Genomic DNA, 26,238 nt, shown 5'->3' with positions numbered 1-26,238 from the left:
CGGCCGAACCAGAGAGGAGTGCTGTCATGTGCGGCATTGTTGGACTGTATCTGAAGAACGAGGCGCTGCAGCCGCGACTGGGCGAGCTGTTCCAGCCCATGCTGCTGTCCATGGGTGACCGCGGCCCGGACAGCGCCGGCTTCGCCATCTATGGTGACGACGTCGGCCAGGAGCGCCTGAAGTACACCCTGCAGGCGGAAGATCCGGCTACGGACTGGGCAGGGATTGCCGAGGGGCTGCAGGCGCACCTGGGTGCGCCGGTGGAGTGGTTCCGCAACGCCACCGCGGCGGTGTTCAAGACCGGCACCGATGCCGACGCCGTGCGCGACTGGCTGCGTGACAACGCCCCCGGCGTGCACCTGATGAGCGTCGGGCACAGCATCGAGATTCTCAAGGGCGTGGGGCATCCGCGCCTGGTGGCCGAGCGCTTCGGCCTGCAGGGTATGCAGGGCACCCACATCATCGGCCACACGCGCATGGCCACCGAAAGCGCGGTGAACATGGAGGGCAGCCACCCCTTTTCCACCGGGCACGACCTCTGCCTGGTGCACAACGGCTCCCTGTCCAATCACAACCGCCTGCGCACCCGGCTCCAGCGTGCCGGCCTGCGGTTCGAGACGGACAACGACACCGAGGTGGCGGCGGCCTATCTGACCTGGCGCATGGCCGAGGGTGACAGCCTCACCGGGGCCCTGGAGCGTGCCGTGGACGATCTCGACGGCTTCTACACCTTCACCGTGGGCACCCGCAACGGCTTTGCCGTGCTGCGTGACCCCATCGCCTGCAAGCCGGCGGTGATGGCCGAGACGGCCGACTACGTGGCCATGGCCTCGGAGTACCGGGCGCTGACCACGCTGCCCGGCATCCAGAACGCGCGGGTCTGGGAACCCGCGCCCAAGCGCGTCTACGTCTGGGAAGGCGGACCGCTGACCAGCCAGGAGACCGGTACATGAAGACCATCAGCCTTGCGGAACACAGCGTGCGGGAGGTGAACCAGCAGCTCCACGACCAGGCGCGCGAACTCACCGAGCCGCACTGGCGGATCACCGACCCCGACGGCCGCCACGCCCTGGCCTGTGGCCTGGACCAGGCGCTTACCGTCGACATTGACGGCCATGCCGGTTACTACTGTGCCGGCATGAACCAGCAGGCCACGGTCAACGTGCATGGCACCGTCGGCGTGGGCGTGGCCGAGAACATGATGTCCGGGCGTGTGCACGTGCACGGCAACGCCTCCCAGTCCGCCGGCGCCACCGCTCATGGCGGCCTGCTGGTGATCGACGGCGACGCCGCCGCCCGCTGCGGCATCTCCATGAAGGGCGTGGACATCGTCGTTGGCGGCAGCGTCGGCCACATGAGTGCCTTCATGGGCCAGGCCGGCCGGCTGGTGGTCTGTGGTGACGCCGGTGAAGCCCTGGGTGATTCGCTCTACGAGGCGCGCCTCTACGTGCGCGGCGCGGTGGAGTCCCTGGGCGCCGACTGCATCGAGAAGGAGATGCGCGACGAACACCTGGCCGAGCTGCGCGAGCTGCTGGCCCGGGCGGGGATCGAGGCCGATCCGGCGGACTTCCGCCGGTACGGCTCCGCGCGCAAGCTCTACAACTTCCACGTGGACAACGCCGACGCAGGCTGAGGAGGGTCCGATGGACGACCACACCGATAACTGGGGGCTGCGCGAGTCGGCGACTTTCGACCGCAATGCCATCCGCGAGATCCAGCGCGCGGCCGACACCGGCATCTACGACATTCGCGGCTTCGGCGCCAAGCGGAAGGTGCCGCATTTCGACGACTTGGTGTTCCTGGGTGCCAGCATGTCCCGCTATCCGCTGGAGGGCTACCGGGAGCGTTGCGGCACGGACGTGGTCCTGGGGGATCGCTTCGCAAGCAAGCCGCTGCACCTGGACATTCCCGTCACCATTGCCGGCATGAGCTTCGGCTCGCTGTCCGCCAACGCCAAGGAGGCGCTGGGGCGCGGCGCCTCGGCCGTGGGCACCAGCACCACCACCGGCGACGGCGGCATGACGGACGAAGAGCGCGGCCAGTCGCGTACGCTGGTCTACCAGTACCTGCCGTCGCGCTACGGCATGAACCCCAAGCACCTGCGCATGGCGGACGCCATCGAGGTGGTGCTGGGTCAGGGCGCCAAGCCCGGTGGCGGCGGTATGCTCATGGGCCAGAAGATCAGCGACCGCGTCGCCGAGATGCGAACCCTGCCCAAGGGCGTGGACCAGCGCAGCGCCTGCCGCCACCCGGACTGGACCGGCCCGGACGACCTGGCCATCAAGATCGAGGAGCTGCGCGAGATCACCGACTGGGAGAAGCCGGTGTTCATCAAGATCGGTGCCAGCCGCACCTATTTCGACGTCAAGCTGGCGGTGAAGGCGGGCGCCGACGTGGTGGTGCTGGACGGCATGCAGGGCGGTACCGCCGCCACCCAGGAAGTGTTCATCGAGCACGTGGGTATTCCCACGCTGGCAGCGATTCCCCAGGCGGTGCAGGCGCTGCAGGAGATGGACATGCACCGCAAGGTGCAGCTGATCGTCTCCGGCGGCATCCGCAACGGCGCCGATGTGGCCAAGGCCATTGCCCTGGGCGCGGACGCGGTGAGCATCGGCACCGCCGCGCTCATCGCGCTGGGGTGCAACCACCCGCGCTGGGAAGAGGAGTACCAGCGCATCGGCTCCGCCGCCGGCTTCTACGACGACTACCACGCCGGCCAGGACCCGGCGGGCATCTCCACCCAGGACCCGGAGCTTGCCGCGCGGCTGGACCCGGAGCTGGCGGGCCGGCGGCTGGCCAATTACCTGCGGGTGATCACCCTGGAAGCGCAGACCATTGCCCGGGCCTGCGGCAAGTCGCACGTCCACAACCTGGAGCCCGAGGATCTGGTGGCCCTGGACATGGAGGCCGCTGCCATGGCCCGGGTGCCCCTGGCGGGCACCGGCTGGATTCCCGGACAGGGCGGGGTGTGATCCGGTGAGTGAGGACAGGGACGCCTTCGTACCCAAGACCCTGGCCACCCGCCAGGCGGACAGCGAGCGCCGCATGGGGCTGGAGCAGTACATCGGCGCGGTGCTGCGTCAGCGCCGGGTGGCCCAGGATCTCACCCTGGCCAACGTGGCCGAGCTGGCGGGCCTGAGTCGCGGCATGGTGAGCAAGATCGAGAACGGTCAGGTGGCGACCAGCCTGGAGTCCCTGGAGCGGCTCACCACCGCGCTGGGGCTCACGCTCTCGCAGCTTTTCCGGGACTACGACTCTCCGGAGGGTGGCGCGCAGCTGGTCAAGGCGGGGGAGGGCATGGAGGTGGTGCGCCGGGGCACGCGCCGCGGCCACACCTACCACCTGCTCGCCTACCACCGCGGCCAGCAGCGCAACTTCGAACCCTTTCTCATCTCCATGGACGACGAGAGCGAGGCGTTCCCCACCTTCCAGCATGACGGCATGCAGTTTCTCTACATGCTGGAGGGGCGCATCGAGTACCGTCACGGCAAGCAGGTCTATACCCTGGAGGCCGGCGATGCGTTCACCTTCGACGCCCAGGTGCCCCATGGCCCCGAGCGGCTGGTGGAGGTGCCCATCCGTTTTCTCGCCGTGACCGTGTTCCAGGACGACTGAGTCCGGGGTCAGCCCGGGGTCAGGTCAGCCCAGGGGCAGGCGCTTGAGGTCGTAATCGCCGCCCTCGTAACGCAGCACGCTGCCCTGCTCGAACCAGTCCCCGAGGACGATGCGCTCCGCCGGGCGGCCGTCCAGCTGGAACCGGTGCCGGTCGGGCCGGTGGGTATGGCCGTGGATGAGGCGGTGGACGCCGTGCTCCCGCATGGTGGCCGTCACCGTGTCGCCATTGACGTCCATGATGGAATCGGAGGTGTCGGCGAGCATGCTGTTGCGTGACGCGCTCTCGTCCCGGGCCTCCTTCGCCAGGGCGATGCGCTCGTCCACCGACCGGGCCAGGAACTGCGCCTGCCACGCCGGGTCGTTCACCATGGCGCGGAACTGCTGGTACTCGTGGTCATCCGTGCACAGCAGGTCGCCGTGCATGAGCAGCACCGGCTCGTCGCCCAGACGGATGATGGTGGGGTCGTCCAGCAGGGTGGCGCCCGTGGCTTCGGCGAAGCGATCGCCCAGCAGGAAATCCCGGTTGCCCCGCATCACGTACAGCGGCGTGCCCGTGGCCGAAAAGGCCGCCAGCGCCCGGATCACCGGGTGGTCGGCGGGCACGGCGTCGTCGCCGATCCACGCCTCGAACAGGTCGCCGAGGATGTAGAGCGCATCGGTGCGGCCCGCCGTCTGCTGCAGGAACTGCATGAACAACTGCACGATCTGCGGTCGGCGCTCGTCCAGGTGCAGGTCGGCGATGAAAACCGTGGGCAGCATGATGGGTATCCTCGACTGGCTTCAGGGCGAGCGAAGAGGATAACGGTGCCCGCCCGCACCCTCAAATGGTTGATGCGGTTGGGCCCGGCCGGCGACTCGGCTATGATGTCGCGCCCGGGAGAGGGCAGGAGATGGAGACGGTGACAGAGCACCAGCATGACGCCAGCCAGAAGCCGCGGACGCGTTTTGCGCCCAGTCCGACCGGGCTGCTGCACCTCGGCAATCTGCGCACGGCGCTGTTCAACGCGCTGCTGGCGCGGCGCGACGGCGGCGATTTCGTCCTGCGCATCGAGGATACCGACGTGGAGCGCTCCCGGGCCGAGTATGTCCAGGCGCTGTGCGAGGACCTGCGCTGGCTCGGGCTGGACTGGCAGGAGGGCCCGGAGGTGGAGGGCATCCACCGCCCCTACGCCCAGTCCGCACGGCAGCCGGTGTACGACGCCTACTACGAGCAGCTGGAAGCGGCGGATCTGGCCTATCCCTGCTTCTGCACCGAGCGGGAGCTGGAACTCTCCCGCCGTTCCCAGCGCGCCGCCGGCAAGGCACCGCGCTACGCGGGTACCTGTGCCCACCTGAGCGCGGAGGAACGACAGGCGCGGCGCGACCGTGGCCTGGAGCCCACCCTGCGGTTCCGGGTCCCGCGCGGGCGTACCGTCACATTCACGGATCACGTGCGCGGCCCCCAGCGCTTCGACACCGACGACATCGGCGATTTCATCATCCGCCGTGCCGACGGCACGCCGGCGTTTTTCTTCAGCAACGCCGTGGACGATGCCCTCATGGGCATCACCCACGTGCTGCGCGGCGAGGACCATCTCACCAATACCCCGCGGCAGTTGCTGCTGCTGGAAGCGCTTGGCCTGGAGGCGCCCTCCTACGCCCACATCAGCATGATCACCGGCGACGACGGCGCGCCCCTGTCCAAGCGCAATGGCAGCCGCGCGGTGAGCGAACTGCGCGAGGCCGGCTTTCTGCCGGAGGCGGTGGTCAACCACCTGGCGCGTCTGGGGCATACCTACGAAGACAACGCCCTGCTGAGTCTGGACGGGCTTGCCGCCGGCTTCGATCTGGGGCGCCTGGGTCGGGCGCCGGCGCGCTTTGATGAGAGTCAGCTCCGGCACTGGCAGCGGGAAGCGCTGCACGCCCTGCCGGACGAGCGCATGCGCCAGTGGATGCGCGATGCCGCCGGCGAGCTGTTGCCGGCGGACCGGGAGGCGGCGTTCATGGCTACCGTGCGGGACAACGTGCAGTTCCCCGAAGACGTGTCCCGGTGGTGTCGCATCCTGTTCGGTGAGGTCCCCGAGCCGGACGCGGACGTTCGGGCCTGGCTGGAGCAGGCCGGCCCGGCCTTCTTCCAGGCCGCCGCCGACGCCGGGGGCGACTGGCAGGCGGTCACCGGGGCGGTCAAGGAGGCCACCGGGGCCAGGGGCAAACAGCTGTTCATGCCGTTGCGACTGGCGCTCACCGGGCTGAACCACGGCCCGGAGCTGCCGGATATCCACGGCCTGCTGGGCGAGGATGAAGCCCGCCGGCGCTTTCTGCAGGCGGCCCGCCGGGCCGCCGCGGAGCCGGCGCAATAACCCACGACGGAGACGGATACATGCTCGAGATCTACAACAGCCTCACGCGGTCCAAGGAGACCTTCCACCCGATCCGGGAAGGCGAGGTCCGCATGTACGTCTGTGGCATGACCGTCTACGACTACTGCCACCTGGGCCATGCGCGGGCGCTGGTGGTGTTCGACGTGGTGGCGCGCTATCTCCGCCATCTTGGTTACCGGCTGACCTACGTGCGCAACATCACCGACATCGACGACAAGATCATCAACCGCGCCAGCGAGACCGGCATTGCCCCGGACCAGCTCACCGAGCGCTTCATCGAGGCGATGCACGAGGACGAGCGTGCCCTGGGTGTGCTGCCGCCGGACCATGAGCCCCGGGCGACCCAGTCGGTGGACGCCATGCAGGCCCTGATCCAGCGTCTCATGGACAAGGAGCTGGCCTACCAGGGTGACAACGGCGACGTCTACTACAACGTGGCGGGGTTTCCGGATTACGGCAAGCTCTCGGGCAAGCGGCTGGAGGACCTGCGCGCCGGGGCCCGTGTGGACGTGGAAGCGGACAAGCGCCATCCGGGCGATTTCGTGCTGTGGAAACGCGCCAAACCGGGCGAGCCCAGCTGGCCCTCCCCCTGGGGCGATGGCCGGCCCGGCTGGCACATCGAGTGCTCGGCCATGTCCGCGCGCTATCTGGGCGAGCATTTCGACATCCACGGCGGCGGCCTGGACCTGCAGTTCCCCCACCACGAGAACGAGATCGCCCAGAGCGAGGGTGCCCACGATCACCCGTTCGTGAACTACTGGATGCACAACGGCCACGTGCGCGTGGACGACGAGAAGATGGCCAAGTCCCTGGGCAACTTCTTCACCGTCCGGGACATCCTGGCGCAGTACCGGCCCGAGGAGGTGCGGCACTTCCTGCTCTCCAGCCACTACCGCAGCCCCCTGAACTACACGGCAGAGGCCCTGGAGAATGCCCGGGGGGCTGCCGAGCGGCTGTATCTGGCCCTGCGCGGTGTCGAGCCGACTGCCCCCGGCGATGCCGGCCAGCCCTTCCGTGAGCGTTTCCACGCCGCCATGGATGACGACTTCAACACCCCCGAGGCGTTGGCCGTGCTCTTCGAGCTGGCCCGCGAGGTCAATCGCGCCCGCGACGCCGACGCGGCCGAGGCGGCCCGTCTTGCCGGGCTGCTCCGGGATCTCGGCGGCGTGCTCGGGCTGCTGCAGACCGAGCCGGACGCCTACCTCCAGGGCGGCGATGACGAAGTGGTGGTCCCCGGCCTGACCGGTGCCGATATCGACGATCTGCTGGCCCAGCGCCAGGCCGCGCGCAAGGCGAAGGACTTCGCCACCGCCGACCGCATCCGCGACGATCTCCAGGCCCGCGGCATCGTCATCGAGGACAGTGCCGCCGGCAGCACCTGGCGCCGGGGCGGCTGAAGGGGGCGCGGGCCTTCAGCGGTCGCCGGTGATAGGATCAGGGGGTTCGGGGCACCAGGGGGATACCCCTTTCGATGGAATTCCTGCTGACCATCGGGCTCATGATGGCGCTCGGCGGCATTGGTGGCGTGGTCGCCACGCGCCTCCGCCTGCCGCGCATCACGGGCTACATCGCCGTGGGCATCCTGCTCAGTCCGTCGGTGCTGCCGCTGCTGGACTGGTCCTTCGTGGACGACCTGAGCGTCATCGCGCTGGCCGCTCTGGGGGTGATCGGTTACGCCATCGGAACCAGCATTCGTGTGGACACCCTGCGTGGCCTGGGCCGAAGCATCCTGTGGATCACGCTCATGCAGGGCCTGGGGGCGTGGCTGCTCACCGTCGCGCTGCTGGTGCCCCTGGGGCCGTGGCTCTTCCCCGGTGTCGAGGGCGGTGGTTACCTGAGCTTCTATCTCCCCGTTGCATTCCTGATCGGCGCCATCGCCTGGCCCACGGCCCCGGCCGTTACCATCGCCCTGGTAAGGGAAGTGAATGCAAAGGGCGTCATGACCACCGCAGCGCTGACCGTCGTCGCTTTGAGCGATGCGGCTGCCGTGATTGCGTTCGGCCTGTCCCTGGAAGTCACCCGCGCGTTCATCGAGACAGGCACGTTCTCGTGGCTGGAAGGCGTGGCGTTGCCCGCGGCAACGCTGGCGGGTTCCGTGGTGCTGGGCATCGGTGCCGGTGTGCTGGTCAACGGCGCGGTGCGACTGCTCCCCGACCGGCGCCCGGTGGTACTGGTGCTCACCCTGGGTGGCATCGCCCTGTGCATGGTACTGGCGCGGACACTGGGCCTGTCGATGATCCTGGCGGCACTGGTCATGGGGTTCGTGGCCGCGAACCTGCGTGGTGGTGAGCGTCTTGCCCAGGCGCTGCACCCGGTTGAAGGGTTGGTATTCGTGCTGTTCTTCGTGATCTCCGGCGTCTATTTCGACGTGCTGGCGCTGGAGACGGCGTGGTTGCTGGCGGTGATGATCACCGTTGCCCGCTGCCTCGGCAAGTATGGCGGTGCCCGCCTGGGTGCCGTCATGGCGGGTGCCCCGACGGCGCTGCGCGACTACCTGGGGTTGCTGCTGCTGCCCAAGGCGGGGTTGACGCTGGGGCTCGCCTTTCTCGCCCGGGAGACCCTGAGCGAGCCGCTGGGGACGCTGCTGTTCAACGGGCTGCTGGTCTCAACCATTCTCAACATGCTGCTCACGCCGCCCCTCGCAAAATGGGCATTGATGAAGTCCGGCGAGGCGCGGCAGGGCTAGTGAAAGTCCCGCGATCTGGTCTGCAGCCCGCCCAGCAGCGCGGAGTGGTCCTCCAGCCGCCCGGCTATGAGATGGCAGACGCCGTTTCTGCGCTCCCACTGGCCCACCACGCCCAGCAGGCGTGCGCCCAGTAGCACCCGGCGCTGGGCTTCCGCCAGCCGGCGCCAGACCACCACGTTGATGGTGCCGGTCTCGTCTTCCAGGGTGACGAAGGTGACGCCACCCGCCGAGCCGGGGCGCTGGCGGTTGGTGACAATGCCGGCGGCCCGGGCAACCGGGGCGTTGTCCAGGGTGTTCAGATCGGCGGCGCTGCGGAAACGCCGCCGTTGCAGTTGCTCCCGCAGCAGTGCCACCGGGTGGGGGCCGAGGGTCAGCCCGGTGCTGCCGTAGTCCGCGATCAGGTCTTCGCCGGTGCTCGGGCGCTCCAGGGGCGGGGTGTCGTCGCCGTGGCCGGCCCGGGCCACCAGCGGATGCTCACGGTCCACCCCCAGCACCTGCCACCAGGCGTTGCGGCGATGGCCGGAGAGGGGCTCCAGCGCGCCGGCGTTCGCCAGGGCCGAGAGATCCCGCTGTCCCAGCTCGGCCCGGTGGGCCAGGTCCTCCACGGTACGCAGCGCAGCCGTGTCCCGGGCGGCGATCAGGCGGTCGGCGCCGTCCCTGGAGAGGCCTTTGACCATGCGCAGACCCAGCCGCAGGGCTTGGTCGCCGGCAGTGGGCTCCAGGGTGCAGTCCCACTGGCTGGTGGTGACATCCACCGGACGAACGGCCACGCCGTGCTCGCGGGCATCGCGCACCAGCTGGGCCGGTGCGTAGAAGCCCATGGGCTGGCTGTTCAGCAGCGCGCAGGTGAACACCGCCGGGTAATGGCATTTCAGCCAGGCGGAGACGCATACCAGCAGCGCGAAGCTGGCGGCGTGGGATTCCGGGAAGCCGTACTCGCCGAACCCCTGGATCTGTCGGAAGATGCGGGCGGCAAAGGCATCGCTGTAGCCGTTGGCACGCATGCCGTCGTGGAGGCGCTGTTCGAAGTGCCCCAGACCGCCGCGTTTGCGCCACGCGGCCATGGAGCGGCGCAGCTGGTCGGCCTCGTCCGGCGTGAAGCCGGCGGCCACTTCGGCGAGCTTCATCACCTGCTCCTGGAAGATGGGCACGCCCAGGGTGCGCTTCAGGACGTCCTCCACCTCCGGGCTGGGGTAGTTCGCCTGCTCCGGTGCGTCCCGGCGCTGGAGGTAGGGGTGGACCATGTCGCCCTGGATGGGGCCGGGGCGCACGATGGCGACTTCGATGACCAGGTCGTAGAAGCATTCCGGTTTCAGGCGCGGCAGCATGGCCATCTGCGCCCGGGACTCCACCTGGAAGACGCCCATGGAATCGCCCCGCTGGAGCATGGCGAAGTACGGGTCGTCGTTGCGGGGAATGTCGGCCATGGTCCTGGTGATGCCGTAGTGGTGTTCGAGCAGGTGGAACGCCCGCCGGATGGCGGACAGCATGCCCAGGGCCAGCACGTCCACCTTGAGCAGGCCCAGGGATTCCAGGTCGTCCTTGTCCCACTGGATGACCGAACGCCCCTCCATGGCGGCGTTTTCCGTGGGAACCAGCTCCGCCAGCGGCCCCCGGGAGATGACGAACCCGCCCACGTGCTGGGACAGGTGACGCGGGAACCCCAGCAATTCCCGGGTCAGGGTGAGTACCCGGTGGATGACCGGGTTGTCCGGGTCGAACCCGGCTTCGCGGATGCGGTCGGGAGCGATGTCGCTGCCGTCCCACCACTGCACGGCGCCGGCCAGCCGCTCGGTCTGGTCCGGCTCCAGCCCTAGGGCGCGGCCCACATCGCGCAGGGCGCTGCGGGGGCGGTAGCTGATCACCGTGGCCGCCAGGGCGGCGCGGTGGCGCCCGTACTTGCGGTAGATGTACTGGATCACCTCCTCGCGGCGCTCGTGCTCGAAGTCCACGTCGATGTCCGGTGGCTCGCCCCGGTCCCGGGAGATGAACCGCTCGAACAGCAGCTGGCTGTCGGCCGGGTCCACTTCGGTGACGCCCAGCGCGAAGCACACGGCCGAGTTGGCCGCGGAGCCGCGGCCCTGGCAGAGAATGCCGCGGCTGCGGGCGAAGGCCACCACGTCGTGCACGGTGAGAAAATAGGCCTCGTAGCGAAGCTCCGCGATCAGGGCCAGTTCCCGCTCCAGCAAAGCGTCGACGTGAGCGGGGGTGCCGCCCGGCCAGCGGCGTCGTGCGCCGTCGGTGACCAGTGCGCGCAGGTGGGCAGCGGGTGTGCTTCCGGGAGGGACCAGCTCCTCGGGGTATTCGTAGCGCAGTTCGTCCAGGCTGAAGGTGCACTGTGCGGCGATGTGGTGCGTCTCGGCCAGCAGGGCGTCGGGGTAGAGCCGTTGCAGGCGCCGGAGTGGACGCAGGTGGCGCTCACCGTTGGACATGAGTGCGTAGCCCAGCTCCTGGACCGGGCGGTTGTGGCGGATGGCGGTGAGCGTGTCCTGCAGGGCGCGACGGCCGCGGCGGTGCATGTGGACCCCGCCGGCGGCCACTAGGGGCAGACCGGAGCAGGTGGCCAGGTGGTTCAGTTCGGCCAGTCGGGCGGCGTCGTCGGGGCCGTTGTGCAGGTGCACGGCGATCCAGCCCCGGCCGCGAAAATGGGCGCCGAACCAGGCGGCGTGCTCCGGGGTCGCGGGTGTTTCGGGGATCAGTAGTGCGAGGCAGTCGGGGACGCTCTGCTCCAGGTCGCTGCGGTGGAGCCGGTAGCTGCCCTTGGGGGCGCTGGTGCGGCCGAGGCTGATCAGTGCGGAGAGCTGCGAGTAGGCCTGTCTGTGCGGTGCGATCAAAACCACGACGGGGCCGTCGGCCAGACGGATCTCGCTGCCGATGATGAGCTGCAGCCCGTGCCCGCGCGCGGCGCCGTGGGCCCGGACGGCGCCGGCGACGGAGCATTCGTCGGTAATGGCCAGGCCGTCATAGCCGAGCTCTGCCGCCCGCGCCACCAGCTCCTCCGGGTGGGAGGCGCCGCGCAGGAAGGTGAAATTGGTAATGCAGTGGAGTTCCGTATAAGCCATCCTGTAACTGTACAAATATACAGTCACCAGGAAAACCCGCGACCCCCCTGAATCCCCCGTAGGAGCGGCGCAAGCCGCGACCGGGACAGAGCGTTTTGCCTGTCACGCTGGCCATTCCCGGCTTGCCGATAAGCACAGGCGCTGGTCGGGTGATCCGGTCACGGACTGTCACTGGCCATGGATGGCCAGTGCAAGCGTACAGGGATGTATTCACAGCGTGTCCGTGACCGGATAACCCGAGCGGCGCCCCCGGATCGAAGCCACCCGGTCGGGGCTGGTACAACGCTCTGTCCCGGTCGCGGCTTGCGCCGCTCCTACGGGGCGGTGGCATGGTCAGGATTTGACGTGTCCCAGGAACTCCCGGAAGCGCTCCGAGGGCGGGTCGGCGAACATGGGGCCGGGGCGGCCGTCGTGGACCACCCGGCCCTGGTCCATGAAGATCAGGCGGTTCGCTGCGGCTTCGGCGAAGCGCATTTCGTGGGTGACGATGAGCATGGTCATGCCCTCGGCGGCCAGGTCCTGCATGGCCTGCAGCACCTCCCCCCGCAGCTCCGGGTCCAGGGCCGAGGTGGGCTCGTCGAACAGCATCACCTTCGGGTTCACCGCCAGGGCGCGGGCGATGGCCACGCGCTGCTGCTGGCCGCCGGACAGCTGGCCGGGGAGCTGGTCCGCCCACTGCAGCAGGCCGACCCGTTCCAGCAGCCGGTCCGCGGTGGCGCGGGCCTCGGTGCGGGACTGGCCGCGCACCTTGCGCGGCCCGAGCATGACGTTTTCCCGGGCGGTCATGTGCGGAAACAGGTTGAACTGCTGGAACACCATCCCGGTCTCCCGGCGGATGGCGCGGGCGCTGGTGCCCCGCTCGCCGAGGCGTTTGCCGTCGATCTCCAGCGTGCCCCCGGTCAGGGGCTCCAGCACGTTGATGCATCGCAGGAGGGTGGATTTGCCGGAGCCGGACGGGCCGACGATGACCACCACCTCGCCGGCCTCCACGGTCAGATCGATATCCTGCAGGACCGGCGTGTCACCGAAATGCTTGCTCAGCTTCTGACAGGTAATGAGGCTCACAGGATGGTCATCCTCCGTTCGATCATGCGCATGATCATGGCGAGGGTGAAGGTCATGATCAGGTAGAACACCGCCACCGCCGTCCAGATCTCCAGCGCCCGCCCGGTCTGGGCCGTGAGCTGCTCGCCGCGCTGGGCCAGCTCGGCGACGCCGATGACGAGGAACAGCGCCGAGTCCTTGAGGCTGATGATGAACTGGTTACCCAGCGGCGGGATGGTCCGCCGGAAAGCGAGCGGGCCCACCACGGTCATCAGCACCTGCGGATACGACATGCCCAGGGCCAGGCCGGCGTCCGTGAGCCCCTTGTCGATGGAGATGACCGCTCCGCGGACGATTTCGGTGATGTAGGCGCCGGCGTTCATGGCCAGGCACAGCGATGCCGCGGCGAAACCGGACAGGGTGATGTCCAGGGTCATGGGCAGGGCGAAGTAGATGAACATCGCCTGGACCACGATGGGTGTGCCGCGGATCACGGAGATATAGGCGAACACCAGCCAGTGGATCACGGGGATGCGGAACGCCATGACCAGGCCGCAGAGCGTGCCGATGATGAGTCCGCCGCCAATGCCGAGGAGGGTGATCTGGGCGGTGAGCTGTGCGCCCTGGATCATTTGCGGCATGGCTGTCCAGACCACGTCCCAGCGAAACTCCATGGAGCGGTCCTCCCTGGAAAAGAGCGTGCGGGGTAACCCGCCGCCGGCGTGCCGGCGACGGGCGTGGGTGCGTCAGCGGGGGCTGGGTTCCTCGCCGAACCAGCGTTCGTAGAGTTCGGCGTAGCGCCCGTCCTCCATCATGGCGAGCAGCGTGATGTTGAAAGCGTTGCGCAGTTCGCTGTCCCGGGGGAAGGCCATGGCGTAGGACTGGGCCTCCAGGTTCTCGCCCGCGGCCTTGACCTCGCCGTCGCCGGCGGTGTCGATGTAGTAGAGCACGTTGGGCGTATCGTGCAGGGCCGCGTCCACACGGCCGGAGCGCAGTTCCAGATAGGCCTGTTCGGCGCGGGAGAAACGGGTGATCTCGGTATCCGGCAGATTGGCTTCAGCGTAGTCGTCGCTGGTGGTGCCGGTGGTCACGGCCAGGGTCTTGCCGTCCAGGTCATCGATACCGTCGATGCTGTCCTCATCCGCGCGCACCATGAGCATCAGGCCGCTATCGTAGTAGGCGTGGGAGAAATCCATGGTCTCCTCGCGCTCGGACGTAATGGTGATGGCGGCGATGGCTCCGTCCACGCGCCCGGTCTGCAGGGCGGTGATGATGCCGGAGAAGTTCATGGTGTCGTATTCGTACTCCCAGTCGTTCTCCTCGGCGATGGCCTCCCAGAGCTCGATCTCGAACCCGGTCCATTCGTCGTCTTCCTCGAACATGAACGGGACGAAACCGGACGGAATGGCGATGGTGAGGCGCTCGGCCTGGGCGGTGGCCGCGAATACGAGCAGGGCGATACCGGTACACAGAGTCAGGGCTGTCTTTCGCATGGCGGGAGCTCCTTCTGTGGGGATCCTTACTCCCTACTGACCGTAGGGCGGGGGGGTGAGCGTGTCAAACTGGCACATTCCGCCGATGCCGGAATCAGCCGAAAAAACCGTGCAGAAACCAGTGGTTTCCGCTCCGCCGGTCCTGATAGACCCACAGCCGGCTGCCCTGGGAAGCGCGGGCGTGGTAGTAATCGCGGCAGACATCGCCGCCATCCCACCAGCCGGTTTCGATGCGCTCCGGCCCGTGTTCCAGGGTGAGCGGGCCGTGCCAGCAGGGTTGCCCCTGCTGCTGGCGTAGCGGGGTGGGTTGCGGGAGCAGCCAGAGCGGGCGCTCGCCCGCGGGGTGTTCCCCGGTGGTGTCGGAGGGCTGCGTCTGCCAGGCCCGTTCCGGGCGGTGATCGGCCACAAGACCCAGGCCCTGTACGGCCTCGTCACCGAGGCGTGCCCCGAGGCGTTCCCACAGGTGTTGGTGCTGTTGTGCATGGTCACGGGCGGGGTCGGGCAGGAGCGCCTGGGTCTCCGGGGCAAGAGGCTGGATGCGGTCGACCCGCAGGCGCAGGCCGATGACCGGAGCGGCCAGGGCTTCGCGATCCAGTCGGTGCTGGCAGACATCCAGCAGGTGGTCGGGGTCACGGCTGGGCTGCAGCAGACCGATGTGCAGTTGCGTTGCGGTCACGCGTGCATGCAGCAGTTCCAGTTGCAGTGACTGGGTGCCGCCGTCGAGCCCGCGCAGCAGGCCGGTGAGTTCGCGCAGCATCCGCTGCAGGGCGAAGGCGATGGAGCGGGTGTCGTGCGCTTCCGCGGGCAGATCCAGTTGACGGTGGAAGCGCCGCGGCGGCTGATGCGCCCGGCGCGGCTCCGGGCGTTCGCCCAGGGCGTGTTCCAGCTGCAGCAGCAGCTCACGGCCGAAGCGGCGGGCGAGATCCCGGCGAGGTAACCGCAGACAGTCTCCGAGGGTGTGCAGGCCGAGGCCATGCAATGCCTGTTGCTGTGCCGGGGAGAGTTCAAGGACGGCGCAGGGAAGGGGTGCGAGTTGATCCGCCAGGTCGGCGTGTTCGGTGACCGGGTGCCGCCCCCCGCCGGATGCCAGCATCCAGGCGGCCGTGGGGGTGGGCGCAATACCGTAACGGTATGCATGGCCGAGGGTTTCCAGCTCTTCGGTGATTCTCCGGCAGAGCGGGGAGAGGCCGCCGAACAGGCGCAGACTGGCGCCGATTTCCAGTAACAGACCATCCGGAGTGCGCGGGCTGACCTGGCCGCTGAACTGATAGGCCCAGTCCGCGAGATGGCGGAGGTTGCGGGCTTCTGTCTCTCTCTGCCTGGGCAGCAGAACAATGGCATCGCTCATCGCCCGCGCTTCCCCGGGGGTCATGTGCGGGCGAACACCGGCCTCGCTGGCAGCCCGGTTGAGCAGCACGATCTGCTGCTGCTCGACAACGCCGACGGCCGCGGAGGTGGTGCCGTAGCCCAGCGATTCCATGGGAAACAGCGGCAGCTGAAGCGCAAACCACAGCATGCGGCGGCCTCCGTCAAACGCGGTGGTGCGGCCCCGGCGTCACCGGCCGGAGCCGCAGCCGGTTCAGGGGTGAACCAGCTGCGGGCGCCGGGGACGGGGCTGGCCCAGGGGGAGGTCCAGCTGTGGGCGATCCTGGGTTGGTCGCGGTGCGTGCCGGAAGACCGGGGCGCGCTGGGTGCTGCCGCCGGCAGCGGCCTCGGCCATGGCTGACCTGGTCGGGTGCGTGGGCAGGGCGCGCGTGCGCGGATTGTTGAGATCCAGCATGAGCCCGGAGCGGGGCTGGGCGCCGCGGACCTTGAGCAGGTCCACCCGGGTGTCCTCCTGGCTTTGTCCCTGTATGACCAGGCGCAGCGCGGCCGGAGAGCGTTCACTGGCCGCCCGCTCCGGGCGGAACAGGAGGCCCCAGCAGCGACCGGCTTCGGCGGCGAGCTGTAGCCGCCGAAGCTGCTGGTACTCCGCCTGCCGCGGCCATGCCAGGACCGCGGCGCAGCTGCCGGAGCGCATGGCCTGCTCCAGGGCCCACAGGGTGTCGCCACCGGCTCGCGGGTGAACCAGCAGGATGCGCGAGAGGTCTACGCCCTGGGCGGCCAGCGCCGGTGCGTAAGGGATGTGCGGTGGCGCGACCAGGGCGATCCAGCGGCCCGCCCGGCTCAGGCGCGCCAGGGCCGGCATGACCAGCCGCAGCTCCCCGATGCCCGGATCGCCGTGCAGTACCTCTGTAAGGGCGCCGGTGGGCCAGCCGCCTTCCGGGAGGACGGCGTCCAGCTCGGCAAAGCCGCTGGGGAGGCCGGTCTGGCTGGTCTGGTTGTTGCCGGCGCGCCAGATGCGGGGCTCGCGCAGAAGGTTGTCGAGTGCGTTATCCATGTCGACCCTCGTATGCCGTTGGGCGGATGCGTGTGCGGCTGCCGTGACCGGTGTACCGGTCGGTGCCCGTCAGAGCGCTTCGCCGTTGCGAATGAGGCCGACCCCGAGTCCTTCGATGATGAGCGGATCCGTCCGCAGATCGACATTGATCGGGCTGTAGTCCGGGTTTTCCGGTAACAGCTGAACGTGGTGGCCATCGCGCTGGAAGCGCTTGACCGTGACTTCGTCGTGCAGCCGGGCAACGACAATCTGGCCGTTGCGGGCTTCGGTGGTGCGGTGGACGGCCAGCAGGTCGTCTTCCAGAATGCCGGCGTCGCGCATGCTCATGCCCTGAACGGCAAGGAGGTAGTCCGCCCGCGGGCGGAACATGGCCGGGTCGACCCGGCAGTGTTCGCGCACGTGTTCCTGGGCGAGTACCGGGCTGCCGGCGGCCACCTGGCCGATCACGGGCAGGCCGGGATCCGCCTCCTCGCCGTTTTCATCCAGCAGGCGGATGCCGCGGGAAGAGCCGGCCCGCAGGCTGATGGCGCCTTTTTTCTCCAGGGCGCGCAGGTGGCTTTCCGCTGCGTTGGGGGAGCGGAATCCCAGCGCCCGGGTGATGTCCGCCCGCGTCGGGGGGAAGCCGGAGTCCGCGATGAACTGGCGGATGAACTGCAGGATCTCTTCCTGCCGGGCCGTGAGCTTGAGCATGTGCGCCTCCCTCTCTGTTACTGTTAATTTATACAGTAAAAGTGCTGGTTGCAACAACGGGACGGTGGTGGCGGAATTCGCCGGTCATTCAGTGCCAGGATGGCGTACAATGCGCGCCGTTCTGGAAAAGGCGGGGCATCGCCCGCACTTGTGGTGGTAGAGCGATGGTTAGCGTAACCGACGACATCAGCGACCTGTTTGCCCATGGCACACCATCTCCGGATGCATGGCTTGACCGCGTGCTGCCCGAGGCGGGGGAGGAGGAGCGCGAGCTCCTGCGCACGGCGTGGGATGTGGCCGTGGAGACCTACAATGGCGAGGTGCGCCACTCCGGCGAGTCGTACCTGGAGCATTCCCTGGCGGTGGCGAGCATTCTGGCGGGCCTGAAGCTGGACTCCCAGAGCATCGCCGCCGGTCTGCTTCACGACGGGCCCGCGGTCTGCAGTGGCAAGCAGTGGTCCGCCTGTTGTGCCCGGGTCGGCGACGACGTGGCGGCCCTGGTGGACGGCGTGGGCCGCATGGATGTCATCAGCGAGCTGCATGACGACGCCCGCGACGAAGCGGCGGACGATGACGACACCACCAGCCGGACCGATGCGCTGCGCCGGATGCTGCTGGCCATGGCGCAGGACATCCGTGTCGTCTTCATCAAGCTGGCGGAGCGCCTGCACGATCTGCGCACCCTGCGCGGGCACCCGGATGCGGTGCAGCAGCGCGTGGCGCGTGAGACGCGGGATATCTACGCGCCGCTCGCCCACCGCCTGGGGATCTGGCAGGTCAAGTGGGAGATGGAGGACCTCTGCTTCCGCTACCTGGAGCCGGAGACCTACAAGCGCGTTGCGCGCCTGCTGCGGGAGAAGCGCCAGGATCGCGAACGCTATATCCGTGAAGTGACCGACCAGCTCAATGCCGCACTCGAGCGGGCCGGCATCGAGGCTGACGTCTATGGCCGGCCCAAGCACATCTACAGCATCTGGAAGAAGATGCAGCGCAAGGGGCTCGGTTTCCACGAGCTGTTCGATATCCGCGCGATGCGGGTCATGGTGCGGGACGTGGCCTCCTGTTACGCCACCCTTGGCGTGGTGCACAGCCTCTGGCGCCATATCCCCAAGGAGTTCGACGACTACATCACCACGCCCAAGGAGAACGACTACCAGTCGCTGCACACGGCCGTGGTCGGGCCCGAGGGCAAGACCCTGGAAGTGCAGATCCGGACCTGGGAGATGCACGAGCAGGCGGAGCTGGGCGTGGCTGCCCACTGGCGCTACAAGGAAGGCGGTCAGAGCCGGGACGCCCGCTTCGAGCAGAAGCTGGCGTGGCTGCGGCAGCTGCTGGAGTGGGGGCGCGAGGACGGCGCCGGCGACGACTTCATCGACCGTTTCAAGGCCGAGATCTTCGAGGACCGCGTCTACGTCATCAGCCCCAAGGGCGACGTGCTGGACCTGCCCAAGGGGGCCACGCCCCTGGATTTCGCCTATTACATCCACAGCGACGTGGGGCACCGGTGCCGGGGCGGCAAGGTCAACGGGCGCATGGTGCCGCTGACCTATGAGCTGCGCAACGGCGATCAGGTGGAGATACTCACCTCCCGCCGCGGCACGCCCAGTCGTGACTGGCTGAATGCCTCCCGCGGCTATCTGCGCACCAGCCGTGCGCGCTCGCGGGTGCGCGCCTGGTTCCGTCAGCAGGATCACGACAAGAACGTGGCCGCCGGCCGCCAGATCCTGGATCGTGAGCTCCACCGCCTGGGTGTGCAGGACATGAACCTGGAGAAGCTGGCCGACAAGAGCCGCTACACCGGCATGGACGACTTCCTCGCCGCCATCGGCCGCGGCGATATCAGCAGCGGCTATCTGGCAGGGCTGGTGGGAGACCACGTCCTGCCGCGGCGTGATCCGGCCGACGGGCTGCCCCAGGGGCCCGCCCCCGCTGGTGGCGAGCACACCGATGAAGTCTCCATTTACGGCGTCGGCAATCTGCTGACACGGCAGGCCGGGTGCTGCAAGCCGGCGCCGGGCGATCCCGTGGTGGGTTTCATCACCCGGGGCGAGGGCGTCACCATCCACCGGCGTGACTGCAAGAACGTCCGCCGTCTGATGGAAACGGCGCCGGAGCGGATCATCGACGTGAGCTGGAGCCGTCACTCGGAGCAGAAGTATCCGGTGGACATCCAGGTGGATGCCTACGACCGGCAGGGGCTGCTGCGTGACATCACCGCCATTCTCACCAACGAGAAGGTCAACGTCACCGGCGTGAATACGGCTACCGGCAGTCAGGACCACCAGGCGCGCATGACGCTGACGGTGGAGATCGGGGACGTTACCCAGATGAGTCGTCTCATGGACCGCATTGCCACCCTGCGCAACGTCCGCGACGTGCGGCGCAAGACCTGACCGGCCTCGGGGGCGGGCCGGACGTAAGTTGTTCCCGCGCATGGACACTTCATGCCTGATTGCAGTAAAATATGCGCCACTTCGCGGGGGCCGGCGACTTGGTGTGTCGAAGCGGGAGGAGTCATTCGATGATTCCTCCCGTTTTTGCGAGTGCCTGCCTGATCCGGGCGGCAAGCCAACGGCCTGCGGCCCCCCACGATCAACACGATGTAAGGAGAGGGGCAGTTGAGTAAGCCGGCTATTCTTGCGCTGGAAGACGGAACCCTGTTCCGGGGGGAGTCCATTGGTGCCGACGGACTCAGTGCCGGTGAGGTGGTGTTCAACACCGCCATGACCGGCTACCAGGAGATCTGCACGGACCCGTCCTACAGCCGGCAGCTGGTGACACTCACCTATCCGCACGTGGGCAATACCGGCACCAACCCGGTGGACGAGGAGGCGGATGGCCCGCAGCTCGCCGGCCTGATCATTCGCGACCTGCCCCTGCGCTCCAGCAGCTGGCGCAACGCCGAGGATCTGGGCGAGTACCTGGCCAGTCGCGGTGTCGTCGCCATCGCCGGCATCGATACCCGGCGCCTGACCCGCCTGCTGCGGGAGAAGGGGGCGCAGGACGGCTGCATCATGGCCGGCGACACGGTCGACCCGGATGCCGCCATCCAGGCGGCGAAGGACTTCCCCGGCCTCAAGGGCATGGATCTGGCGCAGAGCGCCTCCACCGACACCATCTACGAATGGCGCAAGGGCTCATGGAACCTTGACCTGGGCCGCGCCGATGCCGGTGAACGGGCCGATGCCGACCTGCCCTGGCACGTGGTGGCCTACGACTACGGCATCAAGCAGAACATCCTGCGCATGCTGGTGGACCACGGCTGCCGGGTGACGGTCGTGCCGGCGAAGACCCCGGCGGCCGAGGTGCAGGCCATGGACCCGGACGGCGTCTTCTTCTCCAACGGCCCCGGCGATCCGGAGCCCTGTGATTACGCCATCGAGGCGATCCGCACCCTGGTGGATGCCGGTGTGCCGAGCTTTGGCATCTGCCTGGGGCATCAGCTCCTGGGGCTGGCCAGCGGTGCGCGTTCGGTGAAGATGAAATTCGGCCACCACGGGGCCAACCATCCGGTGCAGGATCTCGACTCCGGCCGGGTGATGATCTCCAGCCAGAACCACGGGTTCGCCGTGGACGAGGCCTCCCTGCCGGCCAACGTGCGCCCGACCCAGCGGTCGCTGTTCGACGGCTCGCTGCAGGGGATTCACCGTACCGACCGGCCGGCATTCAGTTTTCAGGGCCACCCCGAAGCCAGCCCCGGCCCCCACGACGTGCGCCCGCTGTTCGCGCACTTTGTCGAACTGATCCGGGACTACCGCGCCTGAACCGCATCGCCGGCCCCGTGCCGGCTGCGCCACCCAACGCGCACCGCGAGAGACGAGCAGGAAATCATGCCCAAGCGTACCGACATCCAGAGCATTCTGATCATTGGCGCCGGTCCGATCGTGATCGGCCAGGCGTGCGAGTTCGACTACTCCGGCGTTCAGGCCTGCAAGGCCCTGCGCGAAGAGGGCTACCGCGTCATCCTGGTGAACTCCAACCCGGCCACCATCATGACCGACCCGGAAACGGCCGATGCCATCTACATCGAGCCGATCCAGTGGAGCGTGGTCTCGCGCATCATCGAGCAGGAAAAACCGGATGCCGTGCTGCCCACCATGGGCGGCCAGACGGCGCTGAACTGTGCCCTCGACCTGGACCGTCACGGGGTGCTGGAGCGCTTCGGTGTGGAGATGATCGGTGCCACCAAGGACGCCATCGACATGGCCGAGGACCGCGACCGGTTCCGGGAGGCCATGGCGCGCATCAATCTGGCCACACCACGCGCCGAGGTAGCGCACTCCATGGAAGAGGCCATGGACATCCAGTCGCGCATCGGCTTTCCCACCATCATCCGGCCGTCGTTCACTCTCGGCGGCTCCGGTGGCGGCATCGCCTACAACCGCGAGGAGTTCGTGACCATCTGCGAGGGCGGGCTCGATCTGTCGCCCACCAACGAGCTGCTGATCGAGGAGTCCATCCTCGGCTGGAAGGAGTTCGAGATGGAGGTGGTCCGCGACAAGGCGGACAACTGCATCATCGTGTGCTCCATCGAGAACCTGGATCCCATGGGCGTGCACACCGGCGACTCCATCACCGTGGCGCCGTCGCAGACGCTCACGGACAAGGAATACCAGATCATGCGCAACGCGTCCCTGGACGTGCTGCGCGAGATCGGCGTGGAGACCGGCGGCTCCAACGTCCAGTTCGCCATCAACCCCGATGATGGCCGGCTGGTGGTCATCGAGATGAACCCGCGCGTGTCCCGCTCCTCGGCACTGGCCTCCAAGGCCACCGGCTTCCCCATCGCCAAGGTGGCTGCCAAGCTGGCCGTGGGTTACACCCTGGACGAGCTGCGCAACGAAATCACCGGCGGTGCCACCCCGGCCTCGTTCGAGCCGAGCATCGACTACGTGGTCACCAAGGCGCCGCGGTTCACCTTCGAGAAGTTCCCCCAGGCGGAGCCGAGCCTGACCACGCAGATGAAATCCGTGGGCGAGGCCATGTCCATCGGCCGGACGTTCCAGGAGTCGTTCCAGAAGGCGCTGCGCAGTCTCGAGACCGGTGTCGACGGGCTGTCGCCCCTGGTCATCGAGCCGGACGGCGAGGACGTGGCCACGCGGCTGCGCCACGAGCTCAAGAAGCCGCGTCCCGAGCGGATCTTCTACGTGGGCGATGCCTTCCGGGCCGGGTTCACGGTGCAGGAGGTCTACGAGCTCACGTCCATCGACCCGTGGTTCCTGGCGCAGATGGAAGACATCATCCACGGCGAGACCGTCGCCCGGGCGGCGGGCTTCGAAGCGCTGGATTTCGACACCCTGTTCGCGCTGAAGCGGCGCGGCTTCTCCGACAGCCGCATCGCCGAGCTGGTGGGGGTGAGCGAGGCGGACATCCGCAACCGGCGGTATGAACTCAACGTGCGGCCTGCCTACAAGCGCGTGGACTCCTGCGCCGCCGAGTTCGCCACCGCCACGGCGTACATGTACTCCTGTTACGAGGAGGAGTGCGAGTCCGAGCCGTCGGACCGCAAGAAGATCATGGTGCTCGGTGGCGGCCCCAACCGCATCGGCCAGGGGATCGAGTTCGACTACTGCTGTGTCCACGCCGCCTTCGCCATGCGCGACGACGGCTACGAGACCATCATGGTCAACTGCAACCCGGAGACGGTCTCCACCGACTACGACACCTCCGACCGGCTCTACTTCGAGCCGCTCACGCTGGAAGACGTGCTGGAGGTGATCAACACCGAGAAGCCCGAGGGCGTGATCATCCAGTACGGCGGCCAGACGCCGCTGAAGCTGGCGCGTGACCTGGAGGCGGCCGGCGCGCCCATCATCGGCACGGCGCCGGACTCCATCGATCTGGCAGAGGATCGCGAGCGCTTCCAGCAGCTGATCCAGAAGCTTGGCATCCAGCAGCCGCCGAACCGCCTGGCGCGCACGCCGCAGGAGGCGTTCGATCTCGCCGCCGAGATCGGCTACCCGCTGGTGGTGCGGCCCTCCTACGTGCTCGGTGGCCGCGCCATGGAGATCGTGTACGGCCCGGAGGAGCTGGAGCAGTACATGACCGCGGCGGTGAAGGTCTCCCACAACTCGCCGGTGCTGCTGGACCGCTTCCTGGACGACGCCGTGGAAGTGGATATCGATGCGGTTTCCGACGGCGAGAACGTGCTGATCGGCGGCATCATGGAACACATCGAGCAGGCCGGCGTGCACTCCGGCGACTCCGCCTGCTCACTGCCGCCCTACACGCTCTCCCAGGCCACCCAGGATCGCCTGCGGGATCAGGTCCGTCAGCTGGCACGCGGGCTCAACGTGGTGGGGCTGATGAACGCGCAGTTCGCCATCAAGGGCGACGCCATCTATATTCTGGAGGTAAACCCCAGGGCCGCGCGGACGGCACCGTTCGTCTCCAAGGCCACCGGCATCCCGCTGGCCAAGGTGGCGGCGCGCTGCATGGTGGGGGTCACCCTGGAACAGCAGGGCCTCACCCGCGAGGTGGTGCCGACGTTCTACTCCGTGAAGGAATCGGTGTTCCCGTTCATCAAGTTCCCGGGCGTCGATCCGATTCTCGGCCCGGAGATGAAGTCCACCGGCGAAGTCATGGGGATCGGCCACAACTTCGGTGCGGCCTATGCCAAGTCGCAGCTGGCCGCCGGTGTGAACCTGCCCCGGGCGGGCAGGGTCTTCATCAGTGTGCGGGACGCGGACAAGGCCATTGCCCTGGACGTGGGCCGCGGCCTGCGCGACCTGGGTTTCACCCTGGTGGGGACCAGCGGTACCGCGGCATGGCTCAATGAGGCGGGTGTTGCCTGCGAGACGGTCAACAAGGTGCGCGAGGGTCGGCCGCACATCGTCGACGCGATCAAGAACGACGAGATCGACCTGATCATCAACACCACGGAAGGGCGGCAGGCCATCGCGGATTCCTACTCGATCCGGCGCGAGGCCCTGCAACACAAAGTGAGTTACACGACCACCATTGCCGGCGCCCGTGCCACGGTGCTGGCCATGGAACAGCTGGACCTGGAAGACGTCAACCGGCTGCAGACGCTCCACAAGGAGGCCACTGTATGAGCAAGGTACCCCTGACTGCCCGTGGTGCCGAGAAGCTGCGCGAGGAACTGAATCACCTCAAGTACGAGGAGCGTCCGCGCATCATCGAAGCCATCGCCGAGGCGCGCGAACACGGTGATCTGAAGGAGAACGCCGAGTACCACGCCGCGCGCGAGCAGCAGAGCTTTGTCGAGGGGCGCATCAAGGACATCGAGGGCAAGCTCTCCAACGCCCAGATCATCGACGTGACCACCATGCCCAACAACGGGCGGGTGATCTTCGGCGCCACCGTGGAGCTGGTGGACGTGGATACCGAGGACCAGCTGACCTATCGGATCGTCGGCGAGGACGAGGCCGATATCAAACAGGGGCTGCTGTCGGTGCAGTCGCCCTTCGCCCGGGCGCTGATCGGCAAGGACGAGGGCGATATCGCCGCCGTGGAGGCGCCGGGCGGCACCCGGGAGCTGGAAATCGTGAAGGTGCGCTACGAGGGCTGAGCCGCTCCTGCGCCGCGCTCCCGGCGACCCGTAGGGTGGACCTTCAGGTCCACCGTTTCTGCCGCGGGTTGGCCACCAGGCCGGCCTGTCCGGTTACGGCGGACCTGAAGGTCCGCCCTACGAATAATGCGGTCGCGTGAAGGTTCCTCTGCGACAATGCGGCAATGGGCGGGTTGCTACGGTAATGCGATGCGCTGCTTCTTCTCGATGCGTGAGCGCCGGAACAGCAGCGCGACGTTGCCCATGGCCTGGACGAGTTCGGCGTCCATGTCGCTGCAGATGGTGTCGATGAACTGTTTGCGGCCGGCGCGATCGTCGGCCGCGATCTTGACCTTGATCAGTTCGTGGGCGTCCAGCGCCTGATCGATCTCGTGCAGCACGTTGGGGGTCAGGCCGGCCCCGCCCATACGCACCACCGGCTTGAGCTGGTGGCCCAGCCGCCGCAGGTGGCGTTTCTGTTGTTCGTTCAGCTGTGTCATGCCTGATCAGTCCAAGGAAGCCGAAAATCGGGACGGGAGTCTAGCACGGGGCGAGCAGCCGGCTCACCGTATTCTCCTTCCCGGCGTGAAGATGGACCTGGCCGTGGTTCTGCTGCTGCTGGCGTGCCTGTGGTTCGTCGTGGCCGTGGCGGAGCTGTCCCGGTCGGGAGAGGTCATCGTATTGCTGTCAGGTTCGCTGCTGGCCTGCGGCTGGCTGGTCTGGCGCACGCAGCGGGCGGTGCGACGCATCCGCCGGGAGGCCCGGGAGGCGGTCGATGAGTCGGAGTAAGAGCAGCAGCCGCTGGCTGCAGGAGCACTTTGGCGACAACTGGGTCAAGGCGGCGCAGAAGCAGGGGTATCGCTCGCGGGCGGCATTCAAGTTGCTGGAAATCCAGGAAAAGGACCGCATCATCCGCCCCGGTATGCGCGTGGTCGACCTGGGCGCGGCACCAGGCGGCTGGTCACAGGTGGCCGGCGAGATCCTGGACGGCAATGGCAAGGCCGTGGCGCTGGACATTCTGCCCATGGACGCCCTGCGCGATGTCATCGTGTTGCAGGCGGACTTCACCACCGACGAGGGGCTGGCCGTGCTGCAGGAGGCCGTCGGCGATGGTCCGGTGGACCTTGTAATGTCCGACATGGCCCCCAATCTTAGTGGTATGAACGCAGTGGATCAGCCGCGGGCCATGCATCTGGCGGAGCTGGCCCTGGAGTTTGCCAGGGGGCATTTGAAACCTGGCGGCGATTTTCTGGTCAAGACATTTCAGGGAGAAGGTTTCGATGCCTACCTGAAAGAGCTGCGCGGCGGCTTTGGCCGTGTCATGACGCGCAAACCCAGCGCCTCGCGCGACCGGAGCCGGGAAGTGTACTTGTTGGCCCGGGAATCGCGCCTGTAGTA

Annotated in this window: 22 protein-coding genes; 13 read left to right on the top strand and 9 right to left on the bottom strand. The window is 67.9% G+C overall.

The window, feature by feature from the left end; translation table 11 throughout:
* Nucleotides 1-26: 26 nt before the first annotated feature.
* From BMZ02_RS06510 to BMZ02_RS06495, 4 genes are read left to right on the top strand one after another with little or no spacing between them, the layout of a single operon-like run.
* Nucleotides 27-953 (top strand): class II glutamine amidotransferase, encoded by a 927-nt coding sequence (locus BMZ02_RS06510; RefSeq protein ID WP_091641102.1) that lies wholly within the window; start codon nucleotides 27-29, stop codon nucleotides 951-953.
* On the top strand, nucleotides 950-1,633 hold the full coding sequence (locus tag BMZ02_RS06505) for a GltB/FmdC/FwdC-like GXGXG domain-containing protein (RefSeq protein ID WP_091641100.1): 684 nt from the start codon (nucleotides 950-952) through the stop codon (nucleotides 1,631-1,633). The genes BMZ02_RS06510 and BMZ02_RS06505 overlap by 4 nt, the downstream gene beginning before the upstream one ends.
* A 10-nt stretch (nucleotides 1,634-1,643) precedes the next feature.
* Entirely contained in the window at nucleotides 1,644-2,972 is a 1,329-nt protein-coding gene (locus BMZ02_RS06500; RefSeq protein ID WP_091641097.1) for an FMN-binding glutamate synthase family protein, read from the top strand.
* A gap of 4 nt (nucleotides 2,973-2,976) precedes the next feature.
* Nucleotides 2,977-3,615 (top strand): helix-turn-helix domain-containing protein, encoded by a 639-nt coding sequence (locus BMZ02_RS06495; protein WP_245753962.1) that lies wholly within the window; start codon nucleotides 2,977-2,979, stop codon nucleotides 3,613-3,615.
* A gap of 24 nt (nucleotides 3,616-3,639) precedes the next feature.
* Here BMZ02_RS06495 and BMZ02_RS06490 read toward each other — a convergent pair whose 3' ends face one another.
* Nucleotides 3,640-4,374, bottom strand: coding sequence for a UDP-2,3-diacylglucosamine diphosphatase (locus tag BMZ02_RS06490; RefSeq protein ID WP_216110723.1), 735 nt, complete (start codon nucleotides 4,372-4,374; stop codon nucleotides 3,640-3,642).
* Between the two features lie 131 nt (nucleotides 4,375-4,505).
* On the opposite strand from BMZ02_RS06490, the gene gltX reads away from it, so the two are divergent.
* From gltX to BMZ02_RS06475, 3 genes are all read left to right on the top strand, one after another.
* The gene (gltX, locus tag BMZ02_RS06485; protein ID WP_091641094.1) at nucleotides 4,506-5,954 is read left to right on the top strand and encodes a glutamate--tRNA ligase; all 1,449 of its coding nucleotides are present in this window, start codon (nucleotides 4,506-4,508) and stop codon (nucleotides 5,952-5,954) included.
* A 20-nt stretch (nucleotides 5,955-5,974) separates the two neighbouring features.
* Nucleotides 5,975-7,372: a cysteine--tRNA ligase gene (gene cysS / locus BMZ02_RS06480; protein ID WP_091641091.1), complete on the top strand. Its 1,398-nt coding sequence runs from the start codon at nucleotides 5,975-5,977 to the stop codon at nucleotides 7,370-7,372.
* 74 nt (nucleotides 7,373-7,446) lie between these two features.
* On the top strand, nucleotides 7,447-8,661 hold the full coding sequence (locus tag BMZ02_RS06475; protein WP_091641088.1) for a cation:proton antiporter: 1,215 nt from the start codon (nucleotides 7,447-7,449) through the stop codon (nucleotides 8,659-8,661).
* Here BMZ02_RS06475 and BMZ02_RS06470 read toward each other — a convergent pair.
* From BMZ02_RS06470 to lexA, 7 genes are all read right to left on the bottom strand, one after another.
* A complete protein-coding gene (locus BMZ02_RS06470; protein ID WP_091641086.1) occupies nucleotides 8,658-11,723 on the bottom strand; it encodes an error-prone DNA polymerase in 3,066 nt (1,021 codons plus the stop codon). The genes BMZ02_RS06475 and BMZ02_RS06470 overlap by 4 nt on opposite strands.
* Before the next feature lie 333 nt (nucleotides 11,724-12,056).
* Nucleotides 12,057-12,788, bottom strand: a complete 732-nt coding sequence (locus BMZ02_RS06465; protein WP_091641083.1) for an amino acid ABC transporter ATP-binding protein — start codon at nucleotides 12,786-12,788, stop codon at nucleotides 12,057-12,059.
* Complete coding sequence (locus BMZ02_RS06460; RefSeq protein WP_091641081.1) at nucleotides 12,785-13,441, bottom strand: ABC transporter permease subunit; 657 nt, start codon at nucleotides 13,439-13,441, stop codon at nucleotides 12,785-12,787. Before BMZ02_RS06460 ends, BMZ02_RS06465 begins: the two co-directional genes overlap by 4 nt.
* A 72-nt stretch (nucleotides 13,442-13,513) precedes the next feature.
* A complete protein-coding gene (locus BMZ02_RS06455) occupies nucleotides 13,514-14,260 on the bottom strand; it encodes a glutamine ABC transporter substrate-binding protein (protein WP_091641078.1) in 747 nt (248 codons plus the stop codon).
* Between the two features lie 94 nt (nucleotides 14,261-14,354).
* Nucleotides 14,355-15,776, bottom strand: a complete 1,422-nt coding sequence (locus tag BMZ02_RS06450) for a Y-family DNA polymerase (protein WP_091641075.1) — start codon at nucleotides 15,774-15,776, stop codon at nucleotides 14,355-14,357.
* Nucleotides 15,777-15,839: 63 nt separating this feature from the next.
* Nucleotides 15,840-16,640: a translesion DNA synthesis-associated protein ImuA gene (imuA, locus tag BMZ02_RS06445; RefSeq protein WP_139209156.1), complete on the bottom strand. Its 801-nt coding sequence runs from the start codon at nucleotides 16,638-16,640 to the stop codon at nucleotides 15,840-15,842.
* A gap of 69 nt (nucleotides 16,641-16,709) precedes the next feature.
* A complete protein-coding gene (lexA, locus tag BMZ02_RS06440; protein WP_091641073.1) occupies nucleotides 16,710-17,330 on the bottom strand; it encodes a transcriptional repressor LexA in 621 nt (206 codons plus the stop codon).
* A gap of 164 nt (nucleotides 17,331-17,494) precedes the next feature.
* Between lexA and relA the strand changes: the two genes are divergently transcribed.
* The 4 genes from relA (at nucleotide 17,495) to greA (ending at nucleotide 24,861) form a co-directional block, all read left to right on the top strand.
* On the top strand, nucleotides 17,495-19,723 hold the full coding sequence (gene relA, locus BMZ02_RS06435) for a GTP diphosphokinase (RefSeq protein ID WP_091641070.1): 2,229 nt from the start codon (nucleotides 17,495-17,497) through the stop codon (nucleotides 19,721-19,723).
* Between the two features lie 225 nt (nucleotides 19,724-19,948).
* A complete protein-coding gene (carA, locus tag BMZ02_RS06430) occupies nucleotides 19,949-21,094 on the top strand; it encodes a glutamine-hydrolyzing carbamoyl-phosphate synthase small subunit (RefSeq protein ID WP_091641067.1) in 1,146 nt (381 codons plus the stop codon).
* Between the two features lie 66 nt (nucleotides 21,095-21,160).
* Nucleotides 21,161-24,385 carry a carbamoyl-phosphate synthase large subunit gene (gene carB / locus BMZ02_RS06425; RefSeq protein ID WP_091641065.1) on the top strand — a complete coding sequence of 1,075 codons (3,225 nt, stop codon included), beginning with the start codon at nucleotides 21,161-21,163 and terminating at the stop codon, nucleotides 24,383-24,385.
* Nucleotides 24,382-24,861, top strand: coding sequence for a transcription elongation factor GreA (gene greA / locus BMZ02_RS06420; protein ID WP_091641062.1), 480 nt, complete (start codon nucleotides 24,382-24,384; stop codon nucleotides 24,859-24,861). Before carB ends, greA begins: the two co-directional genes overlap by 4 nt.
* A gap of 176 nt (nucleotides 24,862-25,037) precedes the next feature.
* On the opposite strand, the gene yhbY is transcribed toward greA, so the two are convergent.
* On the bottom strand, nucleotides 25,038-25,340 hold the full coding sequence (gene yhbY, locus BMZ02_RS06415) for a ribosome assembly RNA-binding protein YhbY (protein ID WP_091641060.1): 303 nt from the start codon (nucleotides 25,338-25,340) through the stop codon (nucleotides 25,038-25,040).
* Here yhbY and BMZ02_RS06410 point away from each other — a divergent pair.
* Nucleotides 25,339-25,629: a hypothetical protein gene (locus tag BMZ02_RS06410; protein ID WP_139209155.1), complete on the top strand. Its 291-nt coding sequence runs from the start codon at nucleotides 25,339-25,341 to the stop codon at nucleotides 25,627-25,629. The two genes, yhbY and BMZ02_RS06410, sit on opposite strands and share 2 nt — an antisense overlap.
* On the top strand, nucleotides 25,616-26,236 hold the full coding sequence (gene rlmE, locus BMZ02_RS06405; RefSeq protein WP_091641054.1) for a 23S rRNA (uridine(2552)-2'-O)-methyltransferase RlmE: 621 nt from the start codon (nucleotides 25,616-25,618) through the stop codon (nucleotides 26,234-26,236). The genes BMZ02_RS06410 and rlmE overlap by 14 nt, the downstream gene beginning before the upstream one ends.
* The last annotated feature ends 2 nt before the right edge of the window (nucleotides 26,237-26,238 follow it).

Source organism: Aquisalimonas asiatica (genome assembly GCF_900110585.1).
Lineage (GTDB): Bacteria > Pseudomonadota > Gammaproteobacteria > Nitrococcales > Aquisalimonadaceae > Aquisalimonas > Aquisalimonas asiatica.
Note: the sequence above shows the minus strand (reverse complement) of the source record. Positions and strands in the feature narration are given on the sequence as shown.

Bases quoted from the DNA above. Each gene is read 5' to 3' on its own strand.
- BMZ02_RS06510 (WP_091641102.1), top strand. From the start codon at position 27: ATGTGCGGCATTGTTGGACTGTATCTGAAGAACGAGGCGCTGCAGCCG.
- BMZ02_RS06505 (WP_091641100.1), top strand. From the start codon at position 950: ATGAAGACCATCAGCCTTGCGGAACACAGCGTGCGGGAGGTGAACCAG.
- BMZ02_RS06500 (WP_091641097.1), top strand. From the start codon at position 1,644: ATGGACGACCACACCGATAACTGGGGGCTGCGCGAGTCGGCGACTTTC.
- BMZ02_RS06490 (WP_216110723.1), bottom strand. From the start codon at position 4,374: ATGCTGCCCACGGTTTTCATCGCCGACCTGCACCTGGACGAGCGCCGA.
- gltX (WP_091641094.1), top strand. From the start codon at position 4,506: ATGGAGACGGTGACAGAGCACCAGCATGACGCCAGCCAGAAGCCGCGG.
- cysS (WP_091641091.1), top strand. From the start codon at position 5,975: ATGCTCGAGATCTACAACAGCCTCACGCGGTCCAAGGAGACCTTCCAC.
- BMZ02_RS06475 (WP_091641088.1), top strand. From the start codon at position 7,447: ATGGAATTCCTGCTGACCATCGGGCTCATGATGGCGCTCGGCGGCATT.
- BMZ02_RS06470 (WP_091641086.1), bottom strand. From the start codon at position 11,723: ATGGCTTATACGGAACTCCACTGCATTACCAATTTCACCTTCCTGCGC.
- BMZ02_RS06460 (WP_091641081.1), bottom strand. From the start codon at position 13,441: ATGGAGTTTCGCTGGGACGTGGTCTGGACAGCCATGCCGCAAATGATC.
- BMZ02_RS06455 (WP_091641078.1), bottom strand. From the start codon at position 14,260: ATGCGAAAGACAGCCCTGACTCTGTGTACCGGTATCGCCCTGCTCGTA.
- BMZ02_RS06450 (WP_091641075.1), bottom strand. From the start codon at position 15,776: ATGCTGTGGTTTGCGCTTCAGCTGCCGCTGTTTCCCATGGAATCGCTG.
- imuA (WP_139209156.1), bottom strand. From the start codon at position 16,640: ATGGATAACGCACTCGACAACCTTCTGCGCGAGCCCCGCATCTGGCGC.
- lexA (WP_091641073.1), bottom strand. From the start codon at position 17,330: ATGCTCAAGCTCACGGCCCGGCAGGAAGAGATCCTGCAGTTCATCCGC.
- relA (WP_091641070.1), top strand. From the start codon at position 17,495: ATGGTTAGCGTAACCGACGACATCAGCGACCTGTTTGCCCATGGCACA.
- carB (WP_091641065.1), top strand. From the start codon at position 21,161: ATGCCCAAGCGTACCGACATCCAGAGCATTCTGATCATTGGCGCCGGT.
- greA (WP_091641062.1), top strand. From the start codon at position 24,382: ATGAGCAAGGTACCCCTGACTGCCCGTGGTGCCGAGAAGCTGCGCGAG.
- BMZ02_RS06410 (WP_139209155.1), top strand. From the start codon at position 25,339: ATGCCTGATCAGTCCAAGGAAGCCGAAAATCGGGACGGGAGTCTAGCA.
- yhbY (WP_091641060.1), bottom strand. From the start codon at position 25,340: ATGACACAGCTGAACGAACAACAGAAACGCCACCTGCGGCGGCTGGGC.
- rlmE (WP_091641054.1), top strand. From the start codon at position 25,616: ATGAGTCGGAGTAAGAGCAGCAGCCGCTGGCTGCAGGAGCACTTTGGC.